Raw genomic sequence first — 19694 nt, 5'->3', positions numbered from 1 at the left:
CGCGCCGCGATCCGTTCGCCGGCCTGGCACCCGGTTGCAGCGCTCACGCCGTTTCGATCATCGCTTGCAAGCACCGGACGACCCATAACCTAGCGTCCTGGCCTAGTCCCTCGCGCTGAAGTGCGGTATCGGCCCGCCGCTCCACTGGGGCATGAGCGGCCCGTAACCGCTCGTTAACCGAATGGCCCGTAGGTGAGCGGGTGACGTCATCGCCGGAGCCGCGCCCGACCCATGCAGCAGCCCCCCATCCGCGACGAGGACGACCCGCGGGTGGCCGGTGGTGACACGGGCGAGGACCGCCTCGTCGCCGATCTCGGACGGCTGGCGACGCTCGCGCGCACCAGCCTGCGCGTCCCGGTCGCGATCCTGACCCGGCCCGCGGCGCCGCCCGTGGTCGCGGCGGGATGCGATCCCGCGGGGATCGCCCCCGCGGCGGGACGCGATCCCGCGGCGGAATGCGAGCCGGGCGAGGCGGGCGCGCTCGCGGAGGCGCTCGCCGGGTGGGTCGCGCGGGCAGGCGACCTCCTCGTCGTGCCGGACCTGCGCGCGGCGGCGCCCGCGGAGGAGGCCCGCCGGGCGGCGGGCTGGCGCTTCTATGCCGGCAGCCCGGTCGCCGGGCCGGAGGGCCCGGCCGTGCTGGCCCTGCTCGGGCGCCGGCCGCGCCGGCTGAGCCCGGCCGAGGGCGACCAGCTCCGGGCCCTGGCGGCCCTCGCCGAAGGGGTGCTCGCGCGGCACGCCGAGGCCCGCCGCGCCGCGCGCGAGCGCGATGCCGCTGCGGCGGCGCTGCGCCGGCTCGGCGCCGAGATGGCGGAGCGGCAGAGCCTGTTCGACCGCGCCTGTCACTCCGCCAAGATCGGCGTCTGGTCCTGCGACCTCGCCACCGGGGCTTTGTCCTGGACCGACACGGTCTACGACCTGTTCGAGTTGCCGCGCGGCAGCCCGATCCTCCGGGAGGAGATCGCCCGGCTCTACGCCCCGGACTCCTTCGCCGCCATGGAAGCCGCGCGGGCGCGGGCGATCCGCGAGCGCGGCACCTTCGTGCTCGACGCCGAGATCGTGACCGCCCGCGGCAACCGACGCTGGATGCGCCTTACCGGCAATGTCGAGTGCGACGGCGTCCGGCCGCTGCGCCTCTTCGGGACCAAGCAGGACATCACGGCCGAGCACACGCTCTGGGAGCGGACGCGCTTCCTCGCCGAGACCGACGTGCTGACCGGGCTCGCCAATCGCAGCGTGTTCCAGGCGCGGCTCTCGGCCCTGGACGGGCCGCAGGCGCGGGAGCGGGGGCCCGGCGCCCTGCTGCTCGTCGATCTCGACGGGTTCAAGCCGGTCAACGACACGTTCGGCCACGCGGCCGGGGATGCCTGCCTGGTCGAGGTCGCGGCGCGGCTGCGCGCCCTCTGCCGCGAGGCCGACCTCGTGGCGCGGATCGGCGGCGACGAGTTCGCCATCCTGATCGGCCCCTCGGGCGGGCCGGCGGCGGCCGAGCGGGTCGCCGCGCGGGTGCTGCGGGCGCTCGCCGCGCCGATGGCGCCGGGCGGGCAGGTGTTCCAGCTCGGCGCCTCGGTCGGGATCGCGCTCGCGGATGGCTGCGGCAGCGCCGACCTGTTCATCCGCGCCGACCTCGCCCTCTACGCCGCCAAGGCCGCGGGCAAGAACACCTTCCGGTGCTTCACCCCCGACCTGCGCAGCTCGGGCGAGAAGCAGGCCGCCGCCGCCGCGGAGGCCGCCGCCGCCCTCGGCGCGGAGCGGATCGAGATCCGCTTCCAGCCGCGGCTGCGCCTCGCGGATGGCGGCCTCGTCGGCTTCGAGGCCGTCCCCAGGCTCGCGGGACCGAGCGGGCAGGATCCCCTCGCGGCCGCGGCCTCGGAGCCCGCCGTGACGGCCCGGATCGCCGCCTGGATCATGGAGCGCAGCCTCCGGCAGGCCGGGCACTGGACGGCGGCGCGCCTCGCCGGCCGGCGCTTGGCGCTGCGGGCCTGCGCGCCGCAGCTGCGCGAGCCGGGCTTCGCGGAGGATCTCGCGGCGCGCATCCAGCGCCACGGCCTCGCCCCGGAGATGATCGAGGTCGAGGTGACCGAGGCCCTGTTCGTCCAGCCCGATCCCGGGCCGATGCGGGCCGCCCTGGCGCAGCTGCGCGCGCGGCGCGTCCGCATCGTCCTCGACGCCTCGGCGAGCATCGCGGGCGTGCTCGGCCGCCTGCGCAGCGACCCGGTCGACGCGGTGAAGCTCGACCGCGCGCTGGTGGGCCGCTTCCTGGCCTCGCCCCTCGACCGGGCCGTGCTCGACGCGATCCTGCGCTTCTGCGCCGGCCTCGCGATCGAGGTCATCGCGGACGGCATCGAGACCGAGGCCCAGCACGAGGGCCTGCTCGCCCTCGGCTGCCCGGTCGGGCAGGGGCCGCGCTTCGCCGCGCCGCTGGCGCCCGAGGCCGCGGAGGCGTGGCTCGCCCCGGACACGCGCAGCCACCGGGTCGCGTGAGCCGCCGGGGGTCCCGGCGCCTCGTCGCCGGTGGCCCGTCGCGCGGCGAGGGGCCGGCTTGTCATCCGCCATCCGGTTGATGGCTTCGCCATCTCCCATTTCGGCCATGCGGATGTCGGCGTCGCTCAGGCGCCGCGCAGGCTTGGGATCCGGGATCCGCTTCGATCAAGCGGATCCCGGATCAGACGCTGTCCGGACGTGATCGTCCGGACAGCGTCTGATCGGCCAGGCTCTCCCCTGGAGCGGACATCAGCTCATCGCGGCGTCGGGCGTCGACGCCCAGTTTCGCTGCAGTGCGGATTTGAGCGCCGCGTCGATAGGCTTCTCGATGAGGCGCCAGACGACAATGCTGCCGCAAATCACCGTGAGCACGGCGACGGTGTACAGGATCGGGATGTGCCCGGATCCGACCTGAGGACCTAACCTCCGCCACACCTGCACGACTGCTGCAAGAACGAACATGTGGGAGAGATACATTGTATAGGACACGTCGCCCATGAGTTTGAGAAAATTGAACGACCTCCAAGAGATGCATGCGGCAGCGAATACCAGGGCTGCGGCGACGAGGCCAAAGCGCAGGACGCGGTAGGCCGGATCCACGATGGGCAGGGAGATGATGAGCGCGCACGCCAGAACGAACACCGCGCACGCGACGGGCTGGCTCCGAATCGTCCAGCGCCGCCAGACCGACGCGGCGATCATTCCGAAGCAGAACTCGAGGACGATCGGGTCCGTATAGAACCCCAGCGGCCCCGGCGCATCGTTCAGGATACCCACCAGCGCCAGTGCCCCAAGTGCCGCGACAACGATCGTCACCACGCGGCCCTGCCGCCGAGCACCGCAAGCAATCGCGACCGCGAATAAGGAGTAGAAAAACATTTCGTAGTTGAGTGTCCAACCCGTTGGCAAGAGAGGAAGGAATAAATTCGGCGCGACAGGGCTTGTCACCGGAAAGAAAAACAGAGATGCGAGAAGATGATCAAGATTCACAAACGACGATTTCACTGATTGTCCGAGATGCGGGACAAATACGATTATCGATACCATCGACAAAGTTGCAAGCCAGTACAGCGGAACAATTCTAATTATTCTACGAACGAAGAACTCGCGCCCGGTCAGCGCCGAGCCGCCATTTGTTGAGTGATACATCACAAATCCGCTGATCACGAAGAAGACGTCAACGCCGGCCTGCAAGCTCTCCAGCGCTTTATATCCCTCGTAGATATGAGCTAATTGAAGTTCGATATGAAAAAATACGACCGATAAAGCGGACATTCCTCTAAGGTACTGAATGCCAATAATTTCTTTCGGCATGAACACCCCCCACGCAGTTGATTTTTTTCTAAAGGCCGAGTTTGTCAGCAAAGACCGACTTGATGCCGCTGCACAGATCCGTCAAGCGGGAAGTGGGCCGGCACTTGGCTTGAGGGCGCGACGGGCGCCGGCGGCTTCCACGAGACGCGGGCACGCCGTCGTCCACTGCCCCGCACTGCCCTTCGAAGATCCCGCGTCACGGCGCGAAGGGTGCACGAAGCGAGCTGCCTCGCTTCCCGATGGCGTCGGAGGTCCCGAGATGGCCGACCCGCGTGAGCAACGGTCACTCGCCTCCACGGTCACCACGGCGGCTGACATCGGGATCGCGGCGATCGCCAGAGATCGCGCTGAACCCGGACCGGGTGTCGGCCGCAGTGACCCTGGGCATGCGCTTCCCACCCTCAGCAGCCCGTCACAGGGTCAAGGCGACCGGCCGCCTCGGGACCGGCGGCGCGCCGCGACGCGCTGCGACCGATCGGCCTGCGCCCATCGCGCCGCTGGTCTCGTCGCCTGGACCGGAACGGTGAGCCACTTGGTCGAGCATCGGGCGGACGAGAGCAACCAAGTGCAGCGCCGCGAGAGCGGACTTCGCTCAGATCGGAGCCCGAAGCCTGCTCCAGGTCTCTGATCTCAGCCCAGCTTCTACGCTGAACCGGCATCCCCTTCGGCGGGACATGCGCTAGAGCATTTTCCGACGAAGGGGATGCCGGTTCGTCGCGGACAATGCGGCAGGATCAAAGATCTAGGGCGGCACCCGATTGCAACGCGATCGGGTGCCGCCCTAGAGGTGCCGCAACCCGAAATCCTCCAGCAGCGGAAGCAGGTTGTCGCGCGCGCGGATGCGGTGCGCGCGGGCGTGCCGGTGCGCGCCGGCCGCGTCCGCCGCGCGAATGGCCGCGATGATGGAGCGGTGCTCGGCCACGGAGGCGTCGAGCTCCTGCCGGAGCCGGAGCGTCAGCATCCGCGCGCGATGGGACTGGTCGTTGACGGTCTGCATGATCCGGATCAGGCGCCCGTTGCCGGCCCGCTCGACGAGCGTCCGGTGGAAGCCCTCGTCCGCGGCGCCCCAGGCCGGGAGATCGCCGCAGGCTTGCGCCGCCGCCATCGCGTCCGTGTGGGCCGCGAGTTCGCCCGCGGCGCGCATCCGCTCGGCCTCCGGCAGGCGGGCCACCAGCTCGGCCGCCTGGCCTTCGAGGGCGATGATCACGTCGTAGATCTCGCGCATGTCCTCCGGCGCGACGGCGCAGATCAGGATGCCGCGGCGCGGCAGCACCCGCACCAGCCCGTCCTCCTGGAGGCGGATCGCGGCCTCGTGCACCGGGGTCCGGCTCATGCCGAGCCGCAGCGCGATCTCCTGCTCGGAGGCTTGGTAGCCGGGGGCGAATTCGGAATTCCGGATCGCCCGCTTCATGGCCGCGTACGCATCATCGACGAGCGAGGGACGCTTCTCGCCCTCCGCGTCCCGTGCCGCCCTCGACCGCGCCATCCCGCCCTCCCGTCACGCCCCGCCGACTTACCAGCTTCCGCGCAAGTTTCCCAGCTTCCATGCAAGTTGCAACGGAAGGGTTGACGCCCCTTCCCCGCGCTGCCATACGCCATGCGAGCTTGCATGGAAGCTGGCACGAAAGCTGGCGCGCGGTGCAGGCGCCCTCACGGAGGAAACGATGGACGCCTCGCTCGAGCAGGCCACCATGCGCAAGGTCGCGTGGCGCCTGGTCCCATTCATTTGCCTTCTCTACTTCATCGCCTTCATCGACCGCGTGAACATCGGCTTCGCCGCGCTGACGATGAACAAGGACCTTGGCTTCTCGTCGGCCGTTTTCGGCTTCGGGGCCGGCGTGTTCTTCCTCGGATACTTCCTGTTCGAGGTGCCCTCGAACATCATCCTCGAGCGGGTCGGCGCGCGGCTGTGGATCGCCCGCGTGATGATCACCTGGGGCATCACCTCCGCGGCTTTCGCCTTCATCAAGGGTGAGTGGAGCTTCTACGTCCTGCGGTTCCTGCTCGGGGTTGCGGAGGCGGGCTTCTTTCCCGGCATCATCCTCTACCTGAGCTACTGGTTCCCGGCGCGCTACCGGGCGGGGGTCGTCTCGCTGTTCATGGCCGCGGCCCCGCTCTCGGTGGTCCTGGGCTCGCCGATCTCCAGCGCGCTGCTCGAGATGGAGGGGATCATGGGCCTCCATGGCTGGCAGTGGATGTTCGTCCTGGAGGCGATCCCGGCCGTGCTGCTCGGCATCGCGGTGCTGTTCTACCTGACGGACCGGCCCGAGAAGGCGACGTGGCTCGCCGAGGAGCAGCGGGCGTGGCTGGTGGCCGAGATGAACGAGGAACACGCGCGCAAGGGGCCGACCGCCAAGCACGGCCTCGCGAGCGGCCTCGCCGATCCGCGCGTGCTGGCGCTGGCGCTCGTCTATTTCGGCACTTCGGCCGGCCTCTACACGCTCGGCATCTGGGCGCCGCAGATCATCAAGAGCTTCGGCCTGTCCACGATGACGGTCGGCCTGCTCAACGCCGTGCCGCCGACGGTCGCGGTGGCGGCGATGATCCTGTGGGCGCGCCATTCCGACAGGACGCGCGAGCGCACCTGGCACGTGGTCATCGCCTGCCTGGTCGCGGCCGCGGGCCTGATGCTCGCCGGCGGCGCCTCCTCGGTCGCGGCGGTGGTCGCCGCCCTCAGCCTGGTCAATATCGGCATCAGCGCGGCCAAGCCGCCGCTCTGGGCGATGCCGACGATGTTCCTGTCCGGCTCGGCCGCGGCGGTGGGCATCGCCACGATCAACTCGATCGGCAACCTCGGCGGCTTCGCGGGTCCCTGGGTGATCGGCTGGATCAAGGACCGGACGGGCAGCTTCACCGGCGGCCTGATCTTCGTGGCCGCGCTCCTCGTCCTCTCCGCGATCCTCACCCTCGTCGTCGCCCGCGCGGGGCGGCGCTCCGCGCCCGCGGGCGCCGTCGCGCGCTGAAACCTTCCCTCGCACTCACGGAGACCCGTCATGAAGACCTACACCATCGCCGCCATCCCCGCCGACGGCATCGGCGTCGAGGTCATCGCCGCCGGCATCGAGGTGCTGGAGGCGCTGGCCGAGAAGTCCGGCAGCTTCGAGTTCAGGTTCGACCACTTCGACTGGGGTTCGGACTACTACAAGAAGCACGGCGTGATGATGCCCGCGGACGGCCGCGAGCAGATCAGGAACCACGACGCGATCTTCTTCGGGGCGGTGGGCGCGCCGGACGTGCCCGACCACATCACCCTGTGGGGCCTGCGGCTCGCGATCTGCCAGCCCTTCGACCAGTACGCCAACGTGCGCCCGACCCGCATCCTGCCGGGCATCACCAGCCCGCTGCGCCACGTGAGCGGCCCGGAGCTCGACTGGGTGATCGTGCGCGAGAATTCCGAGGGCGAGTACGCGGGCGTCGGCGGGCGCGTGCACCAGGGCCACCCGGAGGAGGTCGCCACCGACGTCTCGATGATGACGCGCGCGGGCGTCGACCGCATCATCCGCTTCGCCTTCAGGCTGGCGCAGAGCCGTCCGCGCAAGCTCCTCACCGTGGTGACGAAGTCGAACGCGCAGCGCCACGCCATGGTGATGTGGGACGAGATCGCCGCCGAGGTGGCCAAGGACTTCCCGGACGTGACCTGGGACAAGATGCTGGTCGACGCTATGACCATGCGCATGGTGATGAAGCCGGCCACCCTCGACACGATCGTGGCGACGAACCTGCACGCCGACATCCTGTCGGACCTCGCCGCCGCGCTCGCCGGCTCGCTCGGCATCGCGCCGACCGCGAACATCAACCCGGAGCGCAAGTTCCCGTCGATGTTCGAGCCGATCCACGGCTCGGCCTTCGACATCACCGGCAAGGGCATCGCCAACCCGATCGCGACCTTCTGGACCGCCGTGCAGATGCTGGAGCACCTGGGCGAGCCGGCCGCGGCGGCGCGCCTGATGCGGGCGGTGGAGCGCGTGACCGCGGATCCGAACCTGCACACGCCCGACCTCGGCGGCAAGGCCACCACGCGCCAGGTCACCGACGCCGTGATCGCCGCCGTCCAGGGCGACAACGAGTGAGGTGAGCTCGCGGCCGCGCCCGGGGATCTCCCGGGGCGGCCGTTCGCGGCCGCCGCGGATCCGCGCGCGCCGGCGACCGGACGGTCCCGACGCCCCGACCCCGACCAACCTGAGCGATGTCCGCGCCGTCCTGATCGTCCCAAGCCCCAGCAGAGGCGGCCCGCACAGGGCCGAGAGCCCATGCGCCGTCACCGCCGTGCCAAGATCGTCGCCACCGTCGGCCCCGCGAGTTCCGCCCCGGACCGGCTGAAGGCACTGTTCCTCGCGGGCGTCGACACGTTCCGCCTCAACTTCAGCCACGGCCTGCAGGAGGACCACGCCAAGGTCCACGCCGCGATCCGCGCCCTGGAGCGGGAGGTCGGCCGCCCGATCGGCATCCTGCAGGACCTGCAGGGACCCAAGATCCGGATCGGCACGGTCAGGGACGGCCGGCTCGACCTCGCGGCGGGTGAGACCGTGCGCTTCGTGCTGGAGGGCGGCGAGGGCGACAAGCAGGCCATCCCGCTGCGCCACCCGGAGATCTTCGCCGCGGCCGCGCCGGGCCAGGACCTGCTCATCGACGACGGCCGGGTGCGGGTGCGCGTCGTCGGCCTCGGGTCCGACACGCTCACCGCGGAGGTGATCACCGGCGGAGCGATCTCCAACCGCAAGGGCGTGAACCTGCCGGGCACCCTGCTCGACCTCTCCCCGCTCACCGAGAAGGACCGGGCGGACCTCGCCTTCGGGCTCGACCTCGGCGTCGATTGGGTGGCTTTGTCCTTCGTGCAGAAGCCCTCGGACGTGGTGGAGGCGCGCGCCCTGATCGGGGACCGCGCCGGCATCATGGCGAAGATCGAGAAGCCGCAGGCGCTGGAGCGGATCGAGGACATCATCCGGCTGTCGGACGCCGTGATGGTCGCCCGCGGCGACCTGGGCGTCGAGATCCCGCACGAGGACGTGCCCGGGCGCCAGAAGGAGCTGATCCGGGCCTGCCGGCTCGCGGTCAAGCCCGTCGTCGTGGCGACCCAGATGCTCGACTCGATGGTGGCCGCCCCCGCTCCGACCCGGGCGGAGGCGTCGGACGTGGCGACCGCCATCTACGACGGCGCGGATGCGGTCATGCTCTCGGCCGAGTCGGCCACGGGCCGGTACCCGGTCGAGGCGGTCGGGATGATGGACCGCATCATCCGGAGCGTGGAAGGGCACAAGCTCTACCGCTCGATCGTCGCCGCCTCGGATCCGGGCGAGGAGGAGACGCCGCCCCACGCGGTCGCGACCGCCACGGCCACGCTCGCCGAGGCGGTCCACGCCCGGGTGATCGTGACCTACACGACGAGCGGGACGACCGCGGCGCGCGTCGCCCGCAAGCGGCCGGCCGTGCCGATCCTGGCGCTGACCCCGAACCTCGCGACGGCGCGGCGGCTCTGCCTGATGTGGGGCGCGCACAGCGTCCACACGGAGGACGTGGATTCCTACGAGGAGATGACGTCCAAGGCCGCGCGCGCCGCCGAGCAGGAAGACTTCGCCCGGCGCGCCGACCTCATCGTCGCGACGGCCGGCATTCCCTTCCACACGGCGGGCAACACCAACAACATCCGCGTCATCCAACTCTGACGCGCCTTCCGATCGGGCGGCCCGGTCGGAAGCGCCGAAGGCGCGCGCCGGGCCGGTCGCGTTCAGACCTCGCCGAGGTCGCGGGCGTGCCGGACCGCGAGGTGCGTGAGTTCGGTGTGCGACCCGAGGTCGAAGCGCCGGCGCAGGGCCGCGCAGGCATTGGTCACCGTCTTGTAGCTCACCGACAGGTCGGCGGCGATCGCCGCGCGGGTGCGCCCCTCGGCGAGCAGGGCGAGGATGCGCCGCTCGCGCGGGCTGAGCTGCTGCAGAGGGCTGCGGGCGGGATCCCGGCGCAGCAACGCCACCTCGGCGGCCAGGGAGGGGTCGAGGTAGGGCCGCCCGGCCCGGACCCGGTCGACGGCCCGGAGCAGTTCGGCGGCGGGCGCGTCCTTGAGCACGTAGCCGAGGGCGCCGCTCTCCAGCGCCTGCGCGATCACGGCCGGGTCGGCGTGCATGCTGAAGACGAGGCAGCGGGTGGGCAGGCGGCGCCCCGCCACGCGCCGCAGGAGCGCGAGGCCGGCGAGCGGCGCGCCCGCGAAGGCGAGGTCGACCAGCGCCACCGCGGGCCGGTGGCGCAGGACGGCGCGGTAGCCCTGCGCGAGGCAGGCGGCGACCCGCACCTCCGCGCCGCCATCCTCCAGCAGCCGGCGGCAGCCCTGCAGCACGATCGGGTGGTCGTCGATGACCAGGATGCCGCTCATGCGGGCAGCGTCTCCGGCGCGGGCGAGGTCTCCGGCTCGACCGGGATCGCGGCGAGGAGGAGCGTCCCGGCTCCCTCCGGGGCGGGGCCGAGAACGAGCGTGCCGCCCAGGGCCTCGACGCGCTCGCGCATGCCCGGCAGGCCGCGCCCGGCCCCGGGCGCCGCGGGCAGGCCGACCCCGTCATCCGCCACGCGGACCCGCAGGATCCCGTCCGCCTCGTCGGCCGCGGCGGTGACGCGCCGGCCCCGCGCGTGGCGCAGGGCGTTGGTGACGCCCTCCTGGACGCAGCGATAGACCGTGAGATCGACGAGGTCGCCGTAGCTGCGGCGCAGGCCGGGAAAGCGGCCCTCGATGCGGATGCCGGGATTGTGCCGCGCGAGGTCGCGCAGCAACAGGTCGAGGCAGGCCTCCAGCGGCGCCTGCCCGAGCCCGGCCGGCCGCAGGCGGCTCAGCAGCGCCCGGTTGATGACCTGGACCCGCTTGACGATGCCGGCGATGTCGTCGGTGCGCTGCTGCAGGCGGCCGCGGGCCGGCTCGTCGAGGGTCGCGGCGATCCGGGCGATCGAGGCGGAATTCGCCTCCAGGGCGAACAGGCAGGGACCGAACTCGTCGTGCAGTTCGAGGGCGGTGCGCCGGCGCTCGTCGTCCTGCGCGGTGAGCAATTCGCGGTTGAGCCGGCGGTTCGCCGCCCGGGCGCCCTCGAGCGCTTCGGCGAGCCGGTTGAAGCGGGCGGCGATCACGGCGAGTTCCGGCGTGTCGGGGCGGTCGAGGCGGGGGCTGTAATCGCGCTGCTCCAGGCGGGTGAGCCCCTCGGCGACCCGCTCCAGCGGTCGCAGCAGCCGCCCGAAAGCGACGAACAGGGTCGCCAGCATGGCGAGGCTGAGCGCCGCGCCGGTGAGGCCGAGCGCCACCGCGTAGCCCCAGACCTCGTCGATCTCGTCCGAGGGCTCGGTGGTGACGAGGGCGGTGCCGACCGGCTGCCCCCGCACCACGAGCGGCACCGCGTGGCGCAGGACCGGCGGCGCGATCAGGCGCGCGAACCAGCGCGGCGCCCTGCGCCGGCCCTCGGGCGTCGGCGGCGGGCCGTCCCCGACCACCGCGCCGCCGGCGTCGAGGAGGCGCACCCGCACGTGGCGCAGGGTCTCGAACCGGGCGGCCAGGACCCGGAACACGCCCGCCACGGGCAGGTCGGGCATCATCTGCAGGGTCTCGGCGACGAGCGGCTCGACCACCGCGATCGAGGCGGCGGTCTCGACCTGCGTCGCCGTGCGCGCCTTGAGGATGATCACCGCACCCGAGACCGCCGCCGCGACGAGGTTGATGACGACGACCACCCCCATCAGTCGGGCGCGCATCGGCCGACCGGACCACAGGGCCGGGACGCGCAGGCGCCGGGGCTGCGGCGGAAGGGTCGCCTCGGAGAGCATGCCGGATGATACGGTACGGCGCGGGGCGCGGCCAGGGGCGCTCCGACCCGGCCGGGCCGCCTCAGGCCACGCGCGCCGCCCTCACCAGGTCACGCGCATGCCGCCGTAGACCGAGAGCGGCTGCAGCAGGGTCGTGCTGCGCGGGTCGGTCAGCGCGTAGCGGTTCGCGAAGGCCGCGCTCGGCTCGATGAACGTCCCGAAATTCGCCACCCGCGTGTTGGTCAGGTTCGTCACCAGACCGAACAGCTGCACCTCCCGCGACACTTGATAGCTCGTCGTCAGGTTCACCAGCGCGTAGGGCGCCAGCTTCCGGTTCAGGTTCGACTCGTCGCCCCGGAAAAACGACGACGAGAACGCCGCCACGTTCATCCCGAGCCGCCATTCCGGCGTCACCGCGACCTCGAACCCCGCCTTGATCTGGTGCTCGGGCACCAGCGGAACCTTGTTGCCCGGACGCACCCGGATCAGCCCGTCCCCGCTCGCCAGGGGGTTGTTGGGCGACGACAACTCGCCCTGGAACTGGAAGGTCGCGTCGATCAGCGCGTAGTTGGCGTAGAGGCTCACCCGCTCCGCCGCGTACTCCGCCGCCACCTCCACACCCTGGCGCCGGGTCGCCGGCACGTTCACGTAGTAGCCCCGGGCCGCGTTGCCCGGCACCGCCACCTGCAGGATGTCGTGGGTCAGGTCGGTGCGGAACAGGCCGAGCTTGTAGCTCAGCAGCCCGCCCTCGTAGAAGTCCGGCACCGCGCCGCGCAGGCCCGCCTCGTAGGTCTGGGCCTCGACCTGCTTGAGCGGCGGGTCGGCGACCAGCGAGTTGGGCAGCAGGCAGGGCCGGTTCGGGTTGGCGCAGGCGAGTTCGAGCGGGGTCGGAGCGCGGTTGGACTCGGAGTAGCCGCCGTAGAGGCTGAGCCAGGGCGCGACCCTGTAGGTCAGGCCGGCGACCGGGTTGACGCGGGTGTAGTAGTGGGTGCCGGTGACGTCGGGCGAGAAGCCGGTCAGGTCCCGGGTCGCGATGCGGGCGAAGTTCAGGCGGGCGCCGGCGGTGAGCGAGAGCTGCTCGGTGAGGTCGAAAGTGTCGAGGGCGTAGAGGCCCATGTAGAGGTTGGAGCCGATCACGCTGCTGGGAGCGATGCCGAGGGCGGCGGCGGTGCGCAGGGGCCCGGTACCGAGGCCCGGGACGAGCCCGTAGGTGGGGTTGAGCGGGTTGGTGGTGACGCTCAGATCCGGGTTGATGAGGCCGAGCAGGCTGGCGGACTTGAAGCTGTAATCGGCGACGTCGATGCTGCCGCCGAGGATGAAGGTGTTGCCGTGATCGAGGAGGCGGTCGCGGTTGGTGGCCTGGAGCGAGCCGCCCCAGCCGGTCGCCTCGGTCTTGACCGTGTCGAGGGTGGCGTAGGGAATGCCCGCCCGGAACGGGATCGGCGCGTTGCCCGCGCCGAGCAGCAGGAACTGGTTGCGGAACTGGGCCTGGGTCTGGCCGGGCGCGGCGGTGAACCCGTCGTCCTGGTAGCAGAGGAAGCCGCGGAAGTTGGAGCGGGTGCTGCAATTCTCGAAGTTGCCGTCGTTGCCGTCCACGTAGCGCTGGCTGAAGCGGCGCAGGTAGGCGTTGCCCGCCAGGTCCCAGCCCGGCGTCAGGCTGACCCGCCCGGTGACCTGGATCTGCCCGACCTCGGTGTCGGTGATCTGCGGGTTGGTGAAGATCGCCCGCTCGTCCGCGTGGCTCAGGTCGACCGGGGTCGCCGAGGCGGCCCCGTAGCGGGTCTTGGCGCCCGAGGCGATGAGGTGGAACTCGGAATCGAGGCTGCGGTGGCCGAGATCGGCGTAGACCCGGCCGATCTCGGAGGGCGACCTGTAGCGCCAGCCGTCGTCCTTGAGCCCCTCGCCCGCGAAGTAGAAGCTCCACGGCCCGACCACCTCGCCGTACTGCAGGGTGCCCAGGATGCGCCCGTCCGAGCCGCCCGCCACCGAGACCTCGCGGCCCTGCCAGGTGAAGCCGTTCTTCATCTCGACGTTGACCGCCCCGCCCAGCGCGTTGAGGCCGAAGATCGGGTTGCCGGTGACGATGTCGATGCGGTTGATGGCGACGGAGGGGATCAGGTCCCAGTTGACGACGTCGCCGAAGGCCTCGTTGATGCGGGTGCCGTTCTGGTAGACGGCGAGGCCCTGGGGAGCACCCTGGACCGGCGAGGCATCGAAGCCGCGATAGGTCACGGTCTGGCGGAAACCGTTGCCCTGGCCGTCGGAGAGGCTGACGCCCGGGGTGGTGCGGGCGAGCGTGAAGGTGGGATCGAGGGTGGCGCGGTCCTGCGCGATCTGGCGGGCCGAGACGGTCTCGACCGTGAAGGGGACCTTGGCGAGCGGCAGGGCGCCGCCGGCGGCGACGGGGGCGCCGCCCTCCGCGCGGCGCAGGCCGCCCGCGCCCGCGACCGGGGTGACCGGGACCACGTCGATCTGCTCGAGGGCGATCGTGTCACCCTGGGCGGCCGCCCGCCCGGCACCGCCGAGCGCGGCCGCCGGAACCAGGATCGTGGTGACCAGCAGCCCGCGACGCCACGCCATCGTTCCCTCCGCCCCACGGTCTCTCCCCGGCGCATCGCCGGGGGTGCCTCGGGGTCGGGATAACCAACTTGGCCGTTCCGCGGCAATCCCGACTGACGCCGGCTTGCACAACAGACGGGGATCAAGGCATGGTCGCCGGCAGGCCGGAACCGGCCGTGACTTTTGGGCCACGATCGAAATACCGGAGGCGGCGCGCCTCCGGGATAATGTGGCAATCGTTTTTGCTTGATCGTCCCGGTTTTGATCTTCGACTGGAGCGATCCCGCCCGATCGGCGCGGCGGCCGCCGTCAATCCCCGACGCCGAACAGGCGCTCCAGGAAGTTGCGGTCCTCGCGGCTCGGGCCGGGGCGCGGCTGGGGCGCGGGGCGGGGGCGGCCTGCGGCTCGTTGAAGAGGCCGCCGATCAGCTCGCCGAGGCCGCCGGGCTCCGGCGCTGCCGAGGCCACCGCGGCGCCGCCGCGCCGCCAGCGCCCGGCCCCCGCCAGGGGGCCCGGCTTGTCGCCGCGCAGGGCCGCGACCATGAACCGGTTCCAGATCTCGACCGGCAGGTTGCCGCCGCTCACCCGCTTGGTCGGCTCGTTGTCGTCGTTGCCGAGCCAGACGCCGGCGACCAGGCTCGTCGAGTAGCCGACGAACCACGCGTCGCGGAAATCCTGGCTGGTGCCGGTCTTGCCGGCGAGGTCGAGGCCCGGGATGTCGCCCTTCCGGGCGGTGCCGCTGACGAAGACCTCGTGCAGCATCGCGTTCATCATGCCGACCGCGTTCGGGTCGATCACGCGGCCGAGGCCGGTGGGGCTGCGCTTGTAGACGACCTTGCCATCCGCGCGCTTCACGCTGGCGATGACGTAGGGAATCACCCCGGTGCCGCCATTGGCGAAGGCCGCGTAGGCGCCGACCAGTTCGAGGGGCGTCACCTCGGAGGTGCCCAGCGCGATCGAGGCATTGGCCTGCAGGGGCGAGGTGATGCCGAGGCGCTGGGCCGTCTGCACCACCGCCTTGGGCCCGACTTCGAGGCCGAGCTTCACCGCCACCGTGTTGAGGGAATGGGCGAGCGCGTCGCGCAGGGTCACCGGCCCGGCGTAGCTGCGGGTGTAGTTCTCGGGGTTCCAGCCCTTGAGGGCGACGGGCGAATCCTCCCGCACCGTGTCGGGGGTGAGGCCGCGCTCCAGCGCCGCGAGGTAGACGAAGGGCTTGAAGGCCGAGCCGGGCTGCCGCTTGGCGGTGGTGGCCCGGTTGAACTGGCTCTGCGCGTAGTCGCGCCCGCCGACCAGGGCGCGGATCGCCCCGTCCGGCTTCATGGCCACCACGGCGCCCTGGGAGACGTTGTAGCGCCCGCCCTTCTGGTTGAGCTCGTCGACCAGGGCCTTCTCGGCCGCGGCCTGGAGCGCCGGATCGACGGTGGTCGAGACGGTGACGTCGCCCTCGATCGTGCCGACGTAGTCGTCGAGCACGTCCATCACGAGGTCCGCGACGTAGTTGGCCGAGCCGCCGCCGGCCGCCCGGCTCGGCTTGGCCGGCCGGTCGAGGGCGAGCTTCACCTCGGCCGGCTTGGCGAAGCCGAGCTCCTGCATGGCGGCCAGCACCTGGGCGGCCCGCGCCTGGGCGGCCGGCAGGTTGCGGTTGGGGGCGAGCCGCGAGGGCGCCTGCACGAGGCCGCCGAGCATGGCGGCCTCGGCCAGGGTCACGTCCTTGGCCGGCTTGGCGAAGTAGCGCTGGGCCGCCGCCTCCACCCCGTAGGCGCCGGCGCCGAAATAGACGCGGTTGAGGTAGAGTTCGAGGATCTCGTCCTTGCTGTAGGTGTGCTCCAGCCACAGGGCCAGGATCGCCTCCTGGATCTTGCGCGAGGCGGTGCGCTCCTGGGTAAGGAAGAGGTTCTTGGCGAGCTGCTGGGTCAGGGTCGAGCCGCCCTGCGCCACGCCGCGCGAGGTCAGGTTGCGCATGAGCGCCCGCAGGATCCCGACCGGGTCGATGCCCATGTGGCCGTAGAAGCGCCGGTCCTCGATCGCCACGAAGGCGCGCGGCAGGTAGGGCGGCAATTCCCGGATGGTGACCGTGCGACCGCCCGTCTCGCCCCGGTTGGCGAGGAGCGAACCGTCGGACGCCAGGATGGCGATGTTCGGCGGCCGCTTGGGCACCGCGAGCTGGTCGATCGGCGGCAGCTGCGAGGCGTGGTAGGCGACGATCCCGGCGAGCCCCACCACGCCCCAGACCCCGAGGATCACGAGGCCGTAGACGAGGCGACCGAGGAGGGTGCGCCGCCGCGGCGCGGGGCCGCGCGCGGGCGCCTTGCGGCTTCGTCCGGTTCTCGATCGTGCCACGCTCGCTCCCGCCCGGTCGCTGCGCGTCAGGCGCAGGTCGAGGTCCGCCGGATCCGGGCGCCCTCCGGGCGCGTCGAAGGTCGGCTCGACCCGGCCGCCGCGTCCCTTCGCCATCTGCTCCTGCCCTCGCGATCCCGGACGACCTGTCCCGATCCGGCCTCCAAAGCCGCGGCCCGGAGGCCCGCGCCGTGAGCGGAATCGGTCGTACGGGTCCTGAAGAGACCCTAAATGAGGCGGGTTTAAGGGCCGTTACTCGATTTTTCCTCTTTGTTATTCAGTGCCTTATGCGAAATCCCGGGGGGCGCGACCCCATCGCCCGGAACGTCGCCGCGCGATCCCACGTTGCGCCACGCCCCGCGCAACGGAGGGAGATGGGATGCTGCGTCTGCTGGTGGTGGACGGGAACGAGCGCGCCGGTCGCGAGCGGCACGTGGCGCGCTGCGGCAAGACCTCGGCCGAGACCTACGCGGGGGTGCTGCGCGCGCTCGCGGCCGACGTCGCCTGCGACCGCGTCGCCCCGGCGGATGCGGACGGGGACCTGCCCGTCGCGGTGGAGGCCTATGACGGGGTCGTGTTCACCGGCTCGACGCTCCACGTCGCCGAGGGCGGTCCGGCGGTGCGCCGGCAGATCGAGCTGATGCGCGCGGCGCTGGAGGCGGGGGTGCCGGTCTTCGGCTCCTGCTGGGGCGTCCAGGTGGCGGCCGCCGTGGCGGGCGGGGAGGCGGGCCGCAACCCGCGCGGGCCGGAATACGGCTTCGCCCGCAACATCGCGCCGACCGCGGCGGGGCGGGAGCACCCGCTCCTCGCCGGGCGCCCCGCCGCCTACGACGCGCCCGCGATCCACGACGACGCGGTGCTGACCCCCCCGCCCGGCAGCACCGTGCTCGCCGGCAACGGCCGGCTCGACGTCCAGGCGATCGAGGTCCCGTACGGGCCGGGATTGTTCTGGGGCACCCAGTACCACCCGGAACTCGACCTCGACGAGGTCGCGGCCATGCTCTGCCTGTCGGCGGGCGGCGTCGTGGCGGCCGGGCTCTGCCGGGGGGAGGGGGACGTCGCCGCGCAGGCCGAGGCCCTGCGCGCCCTCCACGCCGATCCGCGCGGGCGGCCCGACCTCGCGTGGCGGCTCGGCCTCGGCGAGGAGGTGACCGCGCCCGAGCGCCGCCGCCGGGAGATCCGCAACTTCCTCGACGGGCTGGTGCGGCCCCGGCGCGTCGCGCGGGGCCGTTAAGGACTCCGGCGGCTCGCCTCTGCTATAAGGGCTTCCCACCCCGCCCCGGATCCCACGCGTGCGCTACCCGCCCCACCTCCTGGAAGAGATCCGCGCCCGTCTGCCCGCCTCCGACGTGGTCGGCCGCAAGGTGCGGCTGAAGAAGGCGGGTCGGGAATGGCGCGGGCTGTCGCCCTTCAACGCGGAGAAGACCCCGTCCTTCTACGTGAACGACCAGAAGCAGTTCTTTCACTGCTTCTCGTCGGGCAAGCACGGCGACATCTTCACGTTCCTGCAGGAGACCGAGGGCCTGTCCTTTCCGGAGGCGGTGGAGCGGCTCGCGGCCGAGGCCGGCGTCGCGCTGCCGGCGCCGAGCCGCGAGAGCCGCGACAGCGAGGAGCGCCGCCGCGGCGGCCTCGAGGTGATGGAGCTCGCCGCCGCCTTCTTCGAGGCGCAGCTCGCCGGCCGCGGCGGCGCCCGGGCGCGCGACTACCTCGCCCGGCGGGGCCTGAGCGACGCGGTGCAGCGGGAGTTCCGCCTCGGCTACGCGCCGGCGGAGCGCTACGCCCTGCGCGACCACCTCGCGGCCCGCGACGTGCCGGCCGAGCTGATGATCGAACTCGGCCTGATCAAGGGGGGCGAGGACGTCGCGGTCCCGTACGACCATTTCCGGGACCGGATCATCTTCCCGATCCGCGACCTGCGCGGGCGGGTGATCGCCTTCGGCGGCCGGGCGCTGGCGCCGGAGGCCAAGCCCAAATACCTCAACTCCCCGGAGACGCCGCTCTTCCACAAGGGCACGGTCCTGTACAACCACCACGCGGCGCGCCGCGCCGCCCACGACACGGGCCGGGTCATCGCCGTCGAGGGCTACGTCGACGTGATCGCCATGACGATGGGCGGCCACCCGGAGACGGTGGCCCCGCTCGGCACCGCCCTCACCGAGGACCAGCTCGGCCTGATGTGGCGCATGGCCGACGAGCCGATCCTGTGCTTCGACGGGGACGGGGCGGGACGGCGCGCCGCCTACCGGGCCCTCGACGTGGCGCTGCCGGGCCTCGCCCCCGGCAAGTCCCTGCGCTTCGCGCTGCTGCCGGAGGGCCAGGACCCGGACGACCTGCTGCGCGCGGGTGGCGCCGTGGCCCTCGACCGGGTGCTGGAGGGCGCCCGCCCCCTCGTCGAGGTGCTGTGGTCGCGCGAGACCGAGATGGCGCCGGTCGACACGCCCGAGCGCCGGGCCGGCCTCGCCCAGCGCCTGCGCGAGCTCGTCGGGCAGATCCGCGACGAGACCCTGCGGCGCTACTACCGCGACGAGATCGAGGCGCGGCTGCGCGCGTTCGGCCCGGCGCCGGCGGGAGGCGGGCGGCGCGACGCCGCCCCGGCCTTCGCCCGCCGGGGGCGGGGCCAGCCCGAGCGGCCCGCCTCGCCCCGGCTGACCGCGCGGGCGAGCCCGCTCCTCGCCCGCTCGTCGCTCTTCGCAGGGGGGACGTCGTCCCGGGAGGCGCTGATCATCGGAGTGCTGGTCGTGCATCCGGAGCTGCTCGCCGGGGAGGCGGAGGACCTCGCCGCCCTCGACCTCGCGAGCGCGGATGCCCGCGACCTGCGCCAGGCCCTGCTCGACCACGCGGCGGAGGGCGGGCCCGGCGACGCGGCCGCGCTCAACACCCGGCTGGAGCGGGCGGGGCTCGCGGCGGCGGCCGGGCGAATCGCCGCGCATGTGCGCCCCGGCGACCGCTGGGCGCTCGACCCGCACGCCGACCCGGTGCGTCTGGAGGACGCGCTTCGGCAGGCCGTGATCTTGCACCGCAGGGCCGGGTCTCTACATAGCGAGCTTCGGGCGGCCGAGCGCGCGCTCGCCGAGGAGGAGACGGAGGCGAACTTCGCGTGGCTTCGCGATGTCAAGGAGCGGCTGGCCGTGGTCGCCGCCGCGGAGGCGGACGTGGCGGAGGTCGCGGCCCTCTGACGCGCGAGGAGTGACTTCGGACCCCGAACCAGGATAGTTAGCAATAAGTCAAGCGTCT

The 19694-nt window shown here is 72.2% G+C and carries 11 protein-coding genes and 1 pseudogene; 6 read left to right on the top strand and 6 right to left on the bottom strand.

What is annotated here, in order from left to right; all coding sequences use genetic code 11:
* Positions 1-231 precede the first annotated feature (231 nt).
* The gene (locus QA634_RS34275) at positions 232-2481 is read left to right on the top strand and encodes a putative bifunctional diguanylate cyclase/phosphodiesterase (protein WP_012336406.1); all 2250 of its coding nucleotides are present in this window, start codon (positions 232-234) and stop codon (positions 2479-2481) included.
* Between the two features lie 249 nt (positions 2482-2730).
* Here QA634_RS34275 and QA634_RS34270 read toward each other — a convergent pair whose 3' ends face one another.
* Together QA634_RS34270 and QA634_RS34265 are read right to left on the bottom strand one after the other, a co-directional pair.
* On the bottom strand, positions 2731-3795 hold the full coding sequence (locus QA634_RS34270) for an acyltransferase family protein (RefSeq protein WP_012336405.1): 1065 nt from the start codon (positions 3793-3795) through the stop codon (positions 2731-2733).
* Positions 3796-4576: 781 nt separating this feature from the next.
* Positions 4577-5281 carry a GntR family transcriptional regulator gene (locus QA634_RS34265; RefSeq protein WP_012336404.1) on the bottom strand — a complete coding sequence of 235 codons (705 nt, stop codon included), beginning with the start codon at positions 5279-5281 and terminating at the stop codon, positions 4577-4579.
* Between the two features lie 178 nt (positions 5282-5459).
* Between QA634_RS34265 and QA634_RS34260 the strand changes: the two genes are divergently transcribed.
* The 3 genes from QA634_RS34260 (at position 5460) to pyk (ending at position 9458) form a co-directional block, all read left to right on the top strand.
* A complete protein-coding gene (locus QA634_RS34260; RefSeq protein ID WP_012336403.1) occupies positions 5460-6758 on the top strand; it encodes an MFS transporter in 1299 nt (432 codons plus the stop codon).
* Positions 6759-6788: 30 nt separating this feature from the next.
* Positions 6789-7865 (top strand): tartrate dehydrogenase, encoded by a 1077-nt coding sequence (locus tag QA634_RS34255; RefSeq protein WP_012336402.1) that lies wholly within the window; start codon positions 6789-6791, stop codon positions 7863-7865.
* A 180-nt stretch (positions 7866-8045) separates the two neighbouring features.
* Positions 8046-9458, top strand: coding sequence for a pyruvate kinase (gene pyk / locus QA634_RS34250; RefSeq protein WP_012336401.1), 1413 nt, complete (start codon positions 8046-8048; stop codon positions 9456-9458).
* 62 nt (positions 9459-9520) lie between these two features.
* On the opposite strand, the gene QA634_RS34245 is transcribed toward pyk, so the two are convergent.
* The 4 genes and pseudogenes from QA634_RS34245 to QA634_RS34230 form a co-directional block, all read right to left on the bottom strand.
* Positions 9521-10159 (bottom strand): response regulator, encoded by a 639-nt coding sequence (locus tag QA634_RS34245; RefSeq protein ID WP_012336400.1) that lies wholly within the window; start codon positions 10157-10159, stop codon positions 9521-9523.
* Positions 10156-11586: an ATP-binding protein gene (locus QA634_RS34240; protein WP_012336399.1), complete on the bottom strand. Its 1431-nt coding sequence runs from the start codon at positions 11584-11586 to the stop codon at positions 10156-10158. The genes QA634_RS34245 and QA634_RS34240 overlap by 4 nt, the downstream gene beginning before the upstream one ends.
* A gap of 81 nt (positions 11587-11667) precedes the next feature.
* Positions 11668-14145: a TonB-dependent receptor gene (locus QA634_RS34235; protein ID WP_012336398.1), complete on the bottom strand. Its 2478-nt coding sequence runs from the start codon at positions 14143-14145 to the stop codon at positions 11668-11670.
* A gap of 288 nt (positions 14146-14433) precedes the next feature.
* Positions 14434-16577, bottom strand: a pseudogene (locus QA634_RS34230) (transglycosylase domain-containing protein).
* Positions 16578-16839: 262 nt separating this feature from the next.
* Here QA634_RS34230 and QA634_RS34225 point away from each other — a divergent pair.
* Together QA634_RS34225 and dnaG are read left to right on the top strand one after the other, a co-directional pair.
* Entirely contained in the window at positions 16840-17694 is an 855-nt protein-coding gene (locus tag QA634_RS34225) for a type 1 glutamine amidotransferase (RefSeq protein ID WP_012336396.1), read from the top strand.
* A gap of 58 nt (positions 17695-17752) precedes the next feature.
* Positions 17753-19636 (top strand): DNA primase, encoded by a 1884-nt coding sequence (dnaG, locus tag QA634_RS34220; RefSeq protein ID WP_012336395.1) that lies wholly within the window; start codon positions 17753-17755, stop codon positions 19634-19636.
* Positions 19637-19694 lie beyond the last annotated feature (58 nt).

The organism is Methylobacterium sp. CB376 (assembly GCF_029714205.1).
Taxonomy (GTDB): Bacteria; Pseudomonadota; Alphaproteobacteria; order Rhizobiales; family Beijerinckiaceae; genus Methylobacterium.
This window is presented reverse-complemented; position numbering and strand designations above follow the sequence as displayed.